Here is a 12,792-nt window from a genome sequence, read left to right on the forward strand (position 1 = left end):
GATACCGGATATTGAAAATCCAGCGGCGCCCTCTCACATGAGGCACAACATCTGGATACTGCCATTCCGAACGCAAGGAGCAGCCTATGGCTACTGTAAAGGTCGATACGTCCAATTTTCAGCAGGAAGTGCTGAACGCCGCCGAGCCGGTGGTTGTCGATTTCTGGGCTGAATGGTGCGGCCCGTGCAAGATGATCGCACCGAGCCTCGAGGAAATCTCCAACGAGCTCGCCGGTAAGGTCAAGGTTGTTAAGCTCAACATCGACGAAAATCCGGAACTGGCTGCCCAGTACGGCGTCCGCTCGATCCCGACGCTCGCCATGTTCAAGGCCGGTGAAGTGGCCGACATCAAGGTCGGCGCCGCACCGAAGACGGCCCTTTCCTCGTGGATCTCCATGGCTGTCGCCTGAGACGTTCGCTGACTAACTACTGCAGCAGAAAGCCCGGGAACCCCGGGCTTTTTTCTTGTCTTGCATCTGGTACCGAGATGGCGGCGGCGCCTTCGGAATCACTTCGGCGGTGTGCCGTTGTCGGCGAGAACGTCACCCACCAGATAGAGCGAGCCGCCGATCAGGATGCGTGGCGGCGCCGGGTCTTCGTCGACCAGATTGGCAATGATCGTCAGCGCTTCGGCAACGGAAGAGACGGCAGAGGCTTCGAACCCGACGGCAGCCGCATCGCTTGCAAGCGCCACCGGATCAAGGCCTGCGTCGGAACCACGGATCGGAACGGTGAAGACCTGCTCGGCAAGATCGAGAAACGCCCGGAAATAGCCGACCGGATCCTTGGTATTGATCATGCCGATGATCAGGAAGAGGGGCCGCGATTCGCGTTCTTCGAACGTCGCCATCGCCTCTGCGATCACCTGGCCGGCACCCGGATTATGGCCACCATCGACCCAGATTTCCGCGTCGGCCGGGCCATAATGCGTCAGCTTGCCGCTGGTCAGGCGCTGCAGGCGTCCGGGCCACTCGACGCCGGCAAGACCTCTCTCGATCGCCGCTTCGGAAACGTCGAAGCCTGCGGCCCGCACCGCACGAATGGCCGCGGCGGCATTCGCATATTGATGACGTCCCGGCAGCTTCGGCAGCGGCAGATCGGCAAGTCCGCTCTCGTCCTGATAGACAAGACGGCCGAACTCCTCGTGCGCCATGAAGTCCTGGCCGTAGACGAAGATGGGGCAGCCAAGCCGCTCGGCCGTCGAGATCAGCACCTCGCGCGCCGTTTCCTCTTCCTGCTGGCCGATCACCACCGGGCAGCCGCGCTTCATGATTCCGGCCTTCTCCGCGGCGATCAATTCGACCCGGTCGCCGAGATAGGACTGATGGTCGAGCGAAATCGGCATGATGACCGAGGCGGCCGGGCGGACAAGGACATTCGTCGCGTCGAAGCGACCGCCGAGGCCTACCTCGATGATCGCGACATCCGCGGGATGCTCGGCGAAGAGCAGGAAGGTGACAGCGGTCAGGATTTCGAAGACGGTGATCTTCTCGCCGCCATTGGCTTCGGCGACGCGGCGCACGGCCTCGGCCAGAACGGGATCGCTGACGAGCCGTCCCTTGCCGCCCTTGACGCCCAGGCGGTAGCGCTCGTGCCAATTGACGAGATGCGGCGACGTGTGGACGTGAACGCTGAAACCGGCCGCTTCCAGGATCGCCCGCGAGAACGCGGTTGCCGAGCCCTTGCCGTTGGTGCCGGCGACATGGATCACCGGCGGCAGGCGGTCCTGCGGATTGCCGAGCGCAGCGAGAAGCCGGGTGATCCTGTCCAGCGACAGGTCGAAGCCCTTTGGGTGGAGGGCAAGGAGTTTTTCGATCTCATAGCCCGCTTCGCTGGCTTCCACCGCTGTCATCTCTCACCGCCCCGACAAGCTCGACTGCCAAGGCATCTCCACGCGGAGATGCTTCATTTTGTTCTGTGTAGCTCCGGTTACCCGAGCTTTTTCAAGCGCGTGCCGCGACCGGCAAGGCTGCCGGCTGTGTGCCGCCGTTGAGTTTCGAGGCTTCCGCCGGCTTCTTCATCAGGATCTTCAGAACCCGGGCGAGCGTTGCCGGCAGATCATGGCGCTTGACGACCATGTCGACCATGCCGTGCTCCAGCAGGTATTCGGAAGTCTGGAAGCCTTCCGGCAACTTCTCGCGCAGCGTCTGCTCGATCACGCGCTTGCCGGCAAAGCCGATTTCGGCACCGGGCTCGGCCATGTGGATGTCGCCGAGCATCGCATAGGAAGCGGTGACGCCGCCGGTCGTCGGGTTGGTGAGCACGACGATATAGGGAAGACCGGCTTCCTTCAGCAGGTTGACGGCAACGGTGGTGCGCGGCAGCTGCATCAGCGACAGGATGCCTTCCTGCATGCGGGCGCCGCCCGATGCCGGGAAGATGACCAGCGGGCACTTCTCGGCGATCGCCTTTTCGAAGGCCTTGATGATCGCCTCGCCGGCAGCCATGCCGAGCGAACCGCCGATGAAGTTGAACTCGTGCACGACGGCAACGAGCTTGACGCCCTGGACGCGGCCGAGGCCGGCGACGATCGTGTCTTCGAGCTCGGTCTTGGTGCGGCTGTCGCGCAGGCGGTCGACATACTTCTTGGAATCGCGGAACTTCAACGGGTCCTGCGCAACCTTCGGCTGCGGCAAGGCTTCATAGATGCCGCCGTCGAACAGGTCCTTCAGCCGGGCCTTGGCCGGCATCTTCATGTGGAAGCCGGACTGCGGAATGACCCACTTGTTTTCCTCGAGATCGCGGTGGAACACCATCTCGCCGGTTTCCGGGCACTTGATCCAGAGATTTTCCGGAACTTCCCGGCGGCCCAGCATCGAGTTGATCTTCGGCCGAACGTAGTTTGTGATCCAGTTCACTTAGTAACTCCTGAAGATTTCCTTCGGGTTGTGCGCGCTAATATAGGCAATTATTCGGCTGCTGCGAGGCGTGCGGACCGCACGCCTGCCGAGAGCCCTCTGACCAGCGCTTCAACACCCGGAACCGTCGCATCGGTCGCCTTGCCCTCTTCGGTCAGGCTTGACGCGATCTGGTTGACGATCGCCGTACCGACGACCACGCCATCGGCGGATGCTCCGATGGCCCTTGCATGTTCTGCCGTCTTGACGCCGAAACCGACGCAAACCGGCAAGTTGGTGTGCGCCTTGATACGGCCGACGGCACCGGCAATCAACGACGGATCGGGCAGAGCCGAACCGGTGATGCCGTTCATCGACACGTAGTAGACGAAACCGGAGGTGTTTTCGAGCACCTTCGGCAGGCGGCGGTCGTCCGTGGTCGGCGTCGCCAGGCGAATGAAGTTGATGCCCTTCTCGAGCGCCGGAACGCAGAGCTCGTCATCCATCTCCGGCGGCAGGTCGACGACGATCAGGCCGTCGATGCCGGCGGCAAGCGCATCCGTCAGGAAGCGGTCGACGCCGTAAATGTAGATCGGGTTATAGTATCCCATCAGCACGATCGGCGTGCGCTGGTCTTCCTCGCGGAAACGGCGCGCGATCTCGAGCGTCTTGGCGAGCGTCTGGCCGCCCTTCAGCGAACGCTGACCGGCAAGCTGGATCGCCGGACCATCGGCCATCGGATCCGAAAAGGGCATGCCCAGCTCGATGACGTCGGCGCCAGCCTTCGGCAGCGCCTTCATAATCGAGACCGACGTCTCGAAGTCAGGATCGCCGCCCATGAAATAGGTGACGAGGACCGGACGTCCCTCGGCCGCAACATCGGCAAATCTCTTGTCCATGCGTGCGGTCATGATCTTACTGCCCCATTCCCAAAATCTTGCCGACGGTGAAGATGTCCTTGTCGCCGCGCCCGGAGAGATTCATCAGGATGATCTCGTCCTTGCCCATCTTCGGTGCGCGCTTGATGACTTCGGCAAGCGCATGCGACGGCTCGAGCGCCGGAATAATGCCTTCGAGGCGGGTCAGCGTCTGGAACGCTTCGAGCGCTTCGTGATCCATGATCGGCACGTATTCGACACGGCCGACATCGTTCAGCCAGGCATGTTCCGGGCCGATGCCGGGATAGTCGAGACCGGCCGAAATCGAATGGCCTTCCTTGATCTGGCCGTCACCGTCCTGCAGCAGATAGGTGCGGTTGCCGTGCAGCACGCCGGGCGAACCGGCGGTGATCGACGCGCAATGCTCGTCGCCCTCGATGCCCTTGCCGCCGGCTTCGACGCCGACAATCTTGACGCTTTCATCATCGAGGAACGGATGGAAGATGCCGATTGCATTGGAGCCACCGCCGACGGCGGCAACGACGAGATCCGGCAGCCGGCCTTCGGCGGCAAGCATCTGCTCCTTGGCTTCCTGGCCGATGACGGCCTGGAAATCGCGGACCATTTCCGGATAGGGATGCGGGCCGGCAGCCGTGCCGATCAGGTAATAGGTGCTGTCGACATTGGTGACCCAGTCGCGCAGCGCCTCGTTCATCGCGTCCTTGAGCGTGCCGCTACCGGCAGTTACCGGCTTCACCTCGGCACCGAGCAGCTTCATGCGGAAAACATTGGGCGCCTGGCGCTCGACATCGGTCGCGCCCATGTAGACGACGCAGGGAAGGCCGAAGCGGGCCGCGACTGTCGCCGAAGCCACACCGTGCTGGCCGGCACCGGTCTCGGCGATGATGCGTGTCTTGCCCATGCGCTTGGCAAGCAGAATCTGGCCGATGCAATTGTTGATCTTGTGCGAGCCGGTGTGGTTCAGCTCTTCGCGCTTGAAATAGATCTTGGCGCCGCCAAGCTCGGCCGTCAGCCGTTCGGCGAAATAGAGCGGGCTCGGCCGGCCGATATAATGGGCGCCGAGATGTGCCAGCTCCGCCTTGAACGCCGGATCGTCCTTCGCCTTGTTCCACTCGTCCTGCAGGTCGAGGATCAAGGGCATCAGCGTCTCGGCCACGAAGCGGCCGCCAAAAATACCGAAACGACCGTCTTCATCCGGGCCACCCCGGTAGGAATTCAACTTTGGCGCCTGGTTCACGTCCTGCTCCCTGACCGTGGCATGCCCGCCTCCGCCTGGCGAACGGCATTGAAAAACGATTCCATGAGCTTCAAATCCTTGACGCCCGGCGCGCTCTCGACGCCGGAGGAGGTATCGATGGCGCGGGCCTGGGTCTGCGCCAGGGCCTCGCCGATGTTGTTGGCATTGAGACCACCGGAAAGCATGTAATCGACGCTTCCGTCAAGCGCGTCGAGCAGCCGCCAGTCGAAGGAGATGCCGTTGCCACCCGGCAGATCCGAGCCGGCGGGCGGCTTGGCATCAAGCAGGAAACGGTCGGCGATGCCGATATAGGCGTCGATCTTTTCGAGATCCAAGGCTTCACGCACCGAAAGCGCCTTCATGACCGGAAGGCCGTACATCGCCTTGACCGTCAGCAACTGTTCCGGGCTCTCGCTGCCATGAAGCTGCAGGATATCCGGATTGAGCGCCGAGACGATCTCATCGAGCTCGTCGTTGTCGGCATCGACCGTGACCGCAACGATCTTCGCACGACCACGAATCCGATCTGCCAGGCGGCCGGCATCATCGGGCTCGATGTTCCTGGGGCTCTTCGGGAAAAAGATGAAGCCGGTATGGGATGCGCCGAGCGCCACAGCGCGCTCAACCGCTTCCGCGGTCTTCAGCCCGCATATCTTTACTTCGGTTTTCATGAGAAGCGACCTTGCATGAAATGTCGCCCGAGTCGAGCCAAAAACCGACGCGCGGCCTGCCAGCCAGCGCCCCCGGCACCTATGCCCCAACGGGTGTGCGCCACTTGCGCGACCGGCGAGCTTTCACCATATGCATTTTACCATAATGGAGAGACTGATGCGCCTGTTGCTCGCGCTTATCCTACCCTGGCTGCAGTTTTTCACGATCGGCCGGCCCTTTGCCGGCCTCATCTGTCTGATCCTGCAGCTCACACTGATCGGTTGGGTTCCGGCGGCGATCTGGTCGGTCTATGCGCTCAGCCAATACAAGACCGACGAGAAGATCCGCGAAGCGCTGCGCCACCGCGCATGATCTCCGGCTGGCCGGCTCAGTCGAAGTCGATGGCGTGAAGCATCGTGCCGTTGCGGCGCAGCCAGCGCTTGGCATCGTCCGTATCCGGGCACAATTTCCCACACAGCGCCCAAAAATCAGGCCCGTGATTCATCTCCTGCAAATGCGCGACCTCGTGCGCTGCGAGATAGGCGATGACCTTCGGCGGTGCCATGACGATGCGCCAGGAAAAACTCAGCGCCCCATCTGCAGAACAGGATCCCCAGCGGCTGCGCGTGTCCTTGAGCGACAGCGACTTCGCTCGCCGGCCGATGCGACCGGTATAGATCGCCACCAGACGATCGAGATCCTGGCGGGCCTCTTTCTTGAGAAAATCGACGATGCGCCGGTTCAGATGCTCCTCGCCGCCGCTGACGCGCAACACCGGCTCGTCATCAAGCACGATCGCTTCCGTCAGGCCGCGGATCTTGCCGGTGCGCTCGATGCGATGGGAGATGCCGCGGATGAGGATGGAACCGCCCTCCTCGATCTGGCTTTCGCCGGAGAAGCGGGCAAGCTTCGTCATCAGCCAACCCTGATGGCGGCTGAGAAAGGCATTGACCTCGCGCTCCGACAGACCTTGAGGGATCGTCATCTTCAGTGCCCGACCGCCGGGCTCGATGCGCAGCGTCATGCGGGTCGCGCGCGCGTTCTGCTTGATCGTCAGCGGCAAGGACTTGCCGGCGACCTCGATCTGCCGCGTCGTGGCGGATGGTGCAGGTTGAATGCGCCGCTTGAAGGAAGGGAACATGCAGGCTTTCTAACCGATTCGCGGGGCTTTCGCCTACAGTGCCGCGAGACGCGAACGGATATCCGGCGTTTCATGTGAAACGCCGGAAGCACATCGGGTCAGTGAGCTTCGACAACCGGGCCGGAGCCGCCGTTCTTGCGGTCGCGCATGAAGCGGTCGAACTCTTCCTGGTCCTTGGCACGGCGAAGCTCGCGCACATAGGTGTCGAATTCTTCACGCATTTCGTCGAGCTTGCGGCGCTCCTCGTCGAGGCGCGCAAGTTCGGCTTCGCGCCAGTCGTCGAAGGCGACGTTGCCGGTGCGGTGCGTCCAGTTGGAGCGGCGACCGCCGCGCTTGAATGCAGAGCACATGCCATCCACCGTATCGTTGGCGTCTTTCTTGAACGTCTTGAGCTTTTCGCCGAACAGAATGTAGGCGAGCATGGCCAGGCCCAGTGGCCAGAAGACCACGAAGCCGAGCACCATCAGGGCGATGGTCGCGGGCGTCCAATCCGGACGGATCATTGCAGATTGGTTCATCTTCAGGATTCCTCGCAATCATCCGGGCCGCCCATGCGACCCGATGAAAACGATGTGGGAAGGCGACCCTGGCTGTGCAAGACGCCCTCCCCCGGAATCGGACAAACCTTTGACTCTGCGCGGTCAAAACGGCCCGGTGACGAGGTCAGGCCGACTTGCCGCCCTTGATGAGCTGCTTCACCGGCTTCACGTGCCGCGAATGTTCGCGGTGGAAGGCGACGATGCGCGGGGCGATTTCGCGGCGGAAGCGCGAACCATTGAAGACGCCGTAGTGGCCGACGTCCGGCTGCATGTAATGCATGCGCATATGATCAGGGATGTTGGTGCAGATCGTCTGCGCCGCCTTCGTCTGACCGACGCCGGAGATATCATCGTTCTCGCCCTCGACGGTCAGCAGCGCGACCTTCCTGATCGCCGTCGTATCGACGCGCTTGCCGCGGTGCATCATCTCGCCCTTCGGGAGCGCGTGCTGCATGAAGACCACCTGCACGGTCTGCAGGTAAAATTCGGCTGTCAGGTCCATGACCGCGAGATACTCGTCGTAGAAGTCGCGATGCTTCTCGGCCGCGTCGCCGTCGTTCTTCACCAGATGCGCGAAGAACTCCTTGTGGGCGATCAGGTGACGGTCGAGGTTCATCGACATGAAGCCGGAAAGCTGCAGGAAGCCCGGATAGACCATGCGCATGAAGCCCGGTTGCGGCCACGGCACCGGCATGATGACATTGTCGCGGAACCATTCGATCGGCCGCTGTTCGGCGAGCTGGTTGACGCCGGTCGGATTGATGCGCGTGTCGATCGGTCCGCCCATCAGCGTCATCGTCGCCGGCGACAGCGGATCGTCGGCCGCTTCCATCAGCGCGACGGCGGCGAGCACCGGCACCGCCGGCTGACAGACGCCGATCACATGGGTGTTCGGGCCCAGGAAGTGCAGCATCTGGATGACGTAGTCGATGTAGTCATCGAGATCGAAAGTACCTTCGCTGAGCGGCACCATGCGGGCGTCGATCCAGTCGGTGATGTAGATGTCGGAATGTGGTAGCAGAGCTTCCACGGTGCCGCGCAGCAGCGTCGCGTAGTGGCCGGACATCGGCGCCACCACCAGAACCTTCGGATCGGCAGCACGCCCCTTGGGCAAGGCGCGCTCGAAATGGATGAGGTTGCAGAAGGGAGCGCGCCAGACGATGCGCTCGTAGACGGAGACGGACGTGCCGTCGACCTCGGTCGCGGGAAGCCCGAACTCCGGCTTGCCATAGCGGCGGGTGGAGCGCTCGAACACTTCGAGCCCGGCAGCGGCCGCACGACCGAAATAGGTGTGCGAGACGGGATTCATCGGGTTGCTGAAGGCAAGCCGCATAGCATCGGCGGCCGTACGCCACGGCGCCATCATTGCATGGTTCAATTCATAGAGCTGGTAGAACATGGGAAGCGTACCCCTTGGTTCAATCAACGACAACGCCGCTCCCGGTCGGACGCAAGCTTGCGATTGTTTGTCTTGGTGTCCGCAATCGCTGCCAGACTACCATTTTTCTTGTGCGGTGCAACATGTATACCCGTGTCACCTCGATACAAGGCCTTAGGCCAGACTGAATCCGGATTCCTGACGATTTGCAAACGAGCTTGTCTGAAACTGGCGGTTTTCCGCTATTTTCGTGCGCTGGGTGCCGGATGCCGGGCAATTTCAGGAAAAAGTGGCAACTCCACGCTCATGGCGACCCTATGGCGATGCAGCAATCAGCGGTCTCACGTGACAGCCACCTTGACGATCGCCTTGACCAGACCCGTCTTTTCTTCCGCCCAACGAGGAAGATCGACGACGGCTCCGTCGAGTGTCGTGCGGTGGGTGATCAGGGCCTCGACCGGCACGAGGCCAGAGGCGATCGACGCGACGACATGGTCAAAGTCCTGGCGGGTCGCGTTGCGACTTCCGATCAGCGTCATCTCACGCTTGTGGAACTCCGGGTCGGAAAAGCGGATCTCGTCCTTGACGACACTGACGAAGACCAGCGTGCCGCCATGGGCGACATAGGAAAAGGCCGCCTGCATAGAGCCACCGTGACCAGTGGCATCGAAGACGACGTCGAAGCCGTCGCCATCCGTCGCCTCGGCAACGCGCGCCGCCACTTCCATATCGGCGACAATACCGTTGGCAAAGCCGAGTTTGCGGGCGGCAAAGTCCAGCCGTTCGGTGCTGGTGTCGATCAGCGTCACCCGGTGGCCGGCGATGCGCGAGAAGATCGCGGTGCCGAGACCGATCGGTCCCGCGCCGATGACCAATGCCCGTGAACCGGCATCCGCGGAAGCACGGCGCACCGCATGGGCCCCGATCGCCAGGAATTCTACGGTGGCGGTGGCCTCCGGCGACAGATCCTGCGCCGGATAAAGATTGCCGTCTGGTACGATGATCTCTTCACAAAAAGCGCCATCGGTATGCACGCCGAGAACCTTGATGGCGGTGCAGCAGTTGGGTTTACCCTTTCGACAGGCAACGCAGTTGCCGCAGGAAAGATAGGGGTTCACCACGACCGGCGTGCCGGGCGCGATCGCCGTGCCGCGGCCACCGGAGATGACCGTAGCCGATATCTCGTGGCCCATGACGCGCGGGTATTCGAGGAACGGATGTTTGCCGGCGAAGATATGGTAATCGGTGCCGCAGATGCCGACATGGCTGACGGCGACACGCACCCACCCGTCAGGCACATTCTCAGCCGGCGGACGGTCGACGACCTCCAGATGGCCGGGTTCGAGGCAGAGCACGGCTTTCATGACATTTCCCACGGAATGTTCGGTGCCGGCGCCTAGCGGGCGCTGCGACGCCGGAGTTGGTCGAAATAGACGATGACGATGATCAGAACGCCGGTGATGATGCGCTGCCAGAACGAGTTGACGTTCAGGAGATTGGCGCCGTTGTTGATCGTCGCGAGGATGAAGGCGCCGAGCAGCGGCCCGTGCACCGAACCGACCGCACCGAACAAGCTGGTACCGCCGATGACCGACGAGGCGATCGCCTGCAGTTCCCAGCCCTCGGCCTGCGTCGCGTTGCCGATGCCGATGCGCGAGGCGAGCAGCAAGCCGACGAAGGCGGCGCAAGTCGAGGAGAGGATATAAGCGAGATAGATGGTGCGGTGGACGTTGACGCCGGAGAGGCGTGCTGCCTCGCTGTTGGAGCCGACGGCGAAGAGGTAGCGCCCGAAGCGGCTCAGATGCAGGAAGACATAGGCCGGGATCGCCACCACGATCACCATCCAGAACAGGCTGGGCACACCGAGGAAATCCGCCCGCGAGAAGTTGGTGAAGGCTTCGTTTGTGATCGAGATCGTCGAGCCGTTGGTGATCAGCAGGCCGATGCCACGGAGCGAAGTGAGGGTCGCAAGCGTGATGATGAAGGGCGGCAGGCCCATGCGTACGATGCCGAAGGCGTGGAAGGCGCCGATCAGCACTCCGAAGGCAAGCGTGAGCAGGATGGCGGCCCAGAGCGGCACGCCGGCCGCAAGCAGCCAGGCGACGATGACGCTGGTGAAGCCGACCACCGCGCCCACCGAAAGGTCGATGCCGGCGGTGATGATGACGAAGGTCTGGCCGACCGCAAGGATCGCCGTCATCGCGCCCTGGCGCAGCAGGTTGCTGATGTTGTTGGGCGTCCAGAAGCTGTTGGTGGCAAACCCCAGCAGCAGCCAGAGGAACAGAAGCAGCCCCAAAAGGGTGAGGCCGAACAGAATGCTCACGCCCTTGCGTGGCGCCGCACTGGCGCCGCTCTCCACCGTTTCCGCACTCATGATCTTCCTCCCTGCATCCCTCAAGTTTCTTAGATCATGACGATCTTGGATCTATTCGACCAAGATCATCATGATCGTCTTCATAAGCTGAGTGGGATGCGGGCGGAAAACCGCTCACTCATCCCGCTCCAGGCGTTCAAACGCCGATCGCCTGCGTCAGCACTTCCTCATGGCTGGCGGCGCGATAGTCGTGGCTGGCAACCAGCCGGCCGCGCCGGAACACGTGCAGCCGATCCGCGAGCTCGTAGACCTCAGGCAGATAGGACGAAATCAGGATGATGCCCGCCCCGTTCTCCAGAAGCCGTGCGAACAGGCGGTAGATTTCCGCCTTGGTACCAACGTCAACGCCGACGGTCGGCTCGTCGAAAATGAAGAGCTTGGCGCCGTGGCTCAGCCATTTGCCGATGACGATCTTCTGCTGGTTGCCGCCGGACATGGCGGACGCCAGGACCCGGCGCGAAGGCGTCTTGATCTTCAGGTCGCGGATCTGCCGGTCGGCATTCTCCCGCTCCTGCTGGCCGTTGATCGTAAACCCGCGCGTCAGCCGGCTGAACACCGGCAGGTTGATGTTGAGGCCGATCGGCAGATTGAGGCACAGGCCCTGGTCGCGACGGCTTTCCGGCGCCAGCGCGATACCGAGATCCATGGCAACACGCTCGCTGGCGATATCCACCTTGCGCCCCTGCCAATAGACCTCGCCGGCGCTTGGGCGATGGCGCCCATAGAGGCCGAGCGCAAACTCGCTGCGCCCCGCCCCGATCAACCCGTAGAGGCCGACGATCTCGCCGGCGTGAACGGTCAGCGATACGTCCTGGAATCCGGGACCGCTCAAGTCTCGCGTTTCGACGATGACTTCGCCGGGCGGAAAATGCTCCTTGTGATAGATCTGCTCGATCGTGCGGTTGATCATCAACGCGATCAGTTCCGCCTCGTTCGTTTCGCCGATCTTGCGGGTACCGACATGGGTGCCGTCACGCAACACCGAGACGCGATCGGCAAGCTCGAAGACTTCCTCCATGCGGTGGCTGATATAGACGATGGTGACGCCTTCGGCCTGGAGCCTGCGGATCAGCCGGAAGAGCTGGGCCGATTCCTGCCGCGTCAGATAGGCCGTCGGCTCGTCGAAGATCAGGAACTGCGTGCCGCGCATCGCGGCGCGCGCGGTGGCGACGAGCTGCTGCTGGCCGATCGTGAGACTACCGAGCACGGCGGCGGCGGGTAGGTTGAAGCCGAGATCGTCGAGTACGCGTTGGGCCGCATCGGTCATGGCGCGCTTGCGCATCAGGCCATTGCGGTTGATCTCGTCGCCGAGAAACATGTTGGCCGCCACCGTCAGGTGGGCGCAGAGCACGACCTCCTGGTGCACGGCGTTGATGCCGCGTTCGATCGCCTCGTGCGGCGTGTCGAGCTGGACGGGTTTGCCGCACCAGAAGATCTCACCGGAGGTGCGCTTGATGACGCCGGTCAGAAGCTTGATCAGCGTCGACTTGCCGGCACCGTTCTCGCCGACGATTGCGTGAATCTCACCGGAAAGAAAGGTCAGCGACGCCGGCTTCAAGGCTTCCACGGCGCCGTATTTCTTCTGCAGGGCGCGCAGTTCCAGAATCGGTTCGCCCTTCGGAACCGGATGGCGCGTTGCCACGTGCAGGCCTTCGGTCCTGATATCGCGCGCCTCTTGCAACTCGGTCATCTGCGCATTCCTCCCATCGCGGAGATCGCTTGCGACCGGTCCTCGT

13 protein-coding genes are annotated in these 12,792 nt (G+C 62.5%); 2 read left to right on the top strand and 11 right to left on the bottom strand.

What is annotated here, in order from left to right; genetic code table 11:
• Window positions 1-86: 86 nt before the first annotated feature.
• Window positions 87-410: a thioredoxin gene (gene trxA, locus AC0C6X_RS07445; RefSeq protein ID WP_247959319.1), complete on the top strand. Its 324-nt coding sequence runs from the start codon at window positions 87-89 to the stop codon at window positions 408-410.
• A gap of 98 nt (window positions 411-508) precedes the next feature.
• Here trxA and AC0C6X_RS07450 read toward each other — a convergent pair whose 3' ends face one another.
• The 5 genes from AC0C6X_RS07450 to AC0C6X_RS07470 all read right to left on the bottom strand — a co-directional run bounded on the left by AC0C6X_RS07450 (window position 509) and on the right by AC0C6X_RS07470 (window position 5,644).
• Window positions 509-1,852 carry a bifunctional folylpolyglutamate synthase/dihydrofolate synthase gene (locus AC0C6X_RS07450; protein ID WP_173517975.1) on the bottom strand — a complete coding sequence of 448 codons (1,344 nt, stop codon included), beginning with the start codon at window positions 1,850-1,852 and terminating at the stop codon, window positions 509-511.
• Window positions 1,853-1,943: 91 nt separating this feature from the next.
• The gene (gene accD, locus AC0C6X_RS07455; RefSeq protein WP_472952363.1) at window positions 1,944-2,858 is read right to left on the bottom strand and encodes an acetyl-CoA carboxylase, carboxyltransferase subunit beta; all 915 of its coding nucleotides are present in this window, start codon (window positions 2,856-2,858) and stop codon (window positions 1,944-1,946) included.
• A gap of 50 nt (window positions 2,859-2,908) precedes the next feature.
• Complete coding sequence (gene trpA, locus AC0C6X_RS07460) at window positions 2,909-3,748, bottom strand: tryptophan synthase subunit alpha (RefSeq protein ID WP_173517973.1); 840 nt, start codon at window positions 3,746-3,748, stop codon at window positions 2,909-2,911.
• Window positions 3,749-3,752: 4 nt separating this feature from the next.
• On the bottom strand, window positions 3,753-4,973 hold the full coding sequence (gene trpB, locus AC0C6X_RS07465; protein ID WP_173517972.1) for a tryptophan synthase subunit beta: 1,221 nt from the start codon (window positions 4,971-4,973) through the stop codon (window positions 3,753-3,755).
• Window positions 4,970-5,644 carry a phosphoribosylanthranilate isomerase gene (locus AC0C6X_RS07470; protein ID WP_472952365.1) on the bottom strand — a complete coding sequence of 225 codons (675 nt, stop codon included), beginning with the start codon at window positions 5,642-5,644 and terminating at the stop codon, window positions 4,970-4,972. Before AC0C6X_RS07470 ends, trpB begins: the two co-directional genes overlap by 4 nt.
• Window positions 5,645-5,801: 157 nt before the next feature.
• On the opposite strand from AC0C6X_RS07470, the gene AC0C6X_RS07475 reads away from it, so the two are divergent.
• Window positions 5,802-5,996: a YqaE/Pmp3 family membrane protein gene (locus AC0C6X_RS07475; RefSeq protein ID WP_034801662.1), complete on the top strand. Its 195-nt coding sequence runs from the start codon at window positions 5,802-5,804 to the stop codon at window positions 5,994-5,996.
• Between the two features lie 16 nt (window positions 5,997-6,012).
• Here AC0C6X_RS07475 and AC0C6X_RS07480 read toward each other — a convergent pair whose 3' ends face one another.
• The 6 genes from AC0C6X_RS07480 to AC0C6X_RS07505 form a co-directional block, all read right to left on the bottom strand.
• Window positions 6,013-6,765: a M48 family metallopeptidase gene (locus AC0C6X_RS07480; RefSeq protein ID WP_247959321.1), complete on the bottom strand. Its 753-nt coding sequence runs from the start codon at window positions 6,763-6,765 to the stop codon at window positions 6,013-6,015.
• 98 nt (window positions 6,766-6,863) lie between these two features.
• Entirely contained in the window at window positions 6,864-7,283 is a 420-nt protein-coding gene (locus AC0C6X_RS07485; RefSeq protein ID WP_173517969.1) for a DUF2852 domain-containing protein, read from the bottom strand.
• 145 nt (window positions 7,284-7,428) lie between these two features.
• Complete coding sequence (gene phaZ / locus AC0C6X_RS07490; RefSeq protein WP_247959322.1) at window positions 7,429-8,703, bottom strand: polyhydroxyalkanoate depolymerase; 1,275 nt, start codon at window positions 8,701-8,703, stop codon at window positions 7,429-7,431.
• 320 nt (window positions 8,704-9,023) lie between these two features.
• Complete coding sequence (locus AC0C6X_RS07495) at window positions 9,024-10,046, bottom strand: zinc-binding alcohol dehydrogenase family protein (RefSeq protein ID WP_472952368.1); 1,023 nt, start codon at window positions 10,044-10,046, stop codon at window positions 9,024-9,026.
• Window positions 10,047-10,078: 32 nt separating this feature from the next.
• Window positions 10,079-11,056 carry an ABC transporter permease gene (locus AC0C6X_RS07500; RefSeq protein ID WP_173517966.1) on the bottom strand — a complete coding sequence of 326 codons (978 nt, stop codon included), beginning with the start codon at window positions 11,054-11,056 and terminating at the stop codon, window positions 10,079-10,081.
• A gap of 136 nt (window positions 11,057-11,192) precedes the next feature.
• Window positions 11,193-12,746, bottom strand: a complete 1,554-nt coding sequence (locus AC0C6X_RS07505; protein ID WP_173517965.1) for a sugar ABC transporter ATP-binding protein — start codon at window positions 12,744-12,746, stop codon at window positions 11,193-11,195.
• Between the last annotated feature and the right edge of the window lie 46 nt (window positions 12,747-12,792).

The organism is Ensifer sp. VA4 (assembly GCF_055710065.1).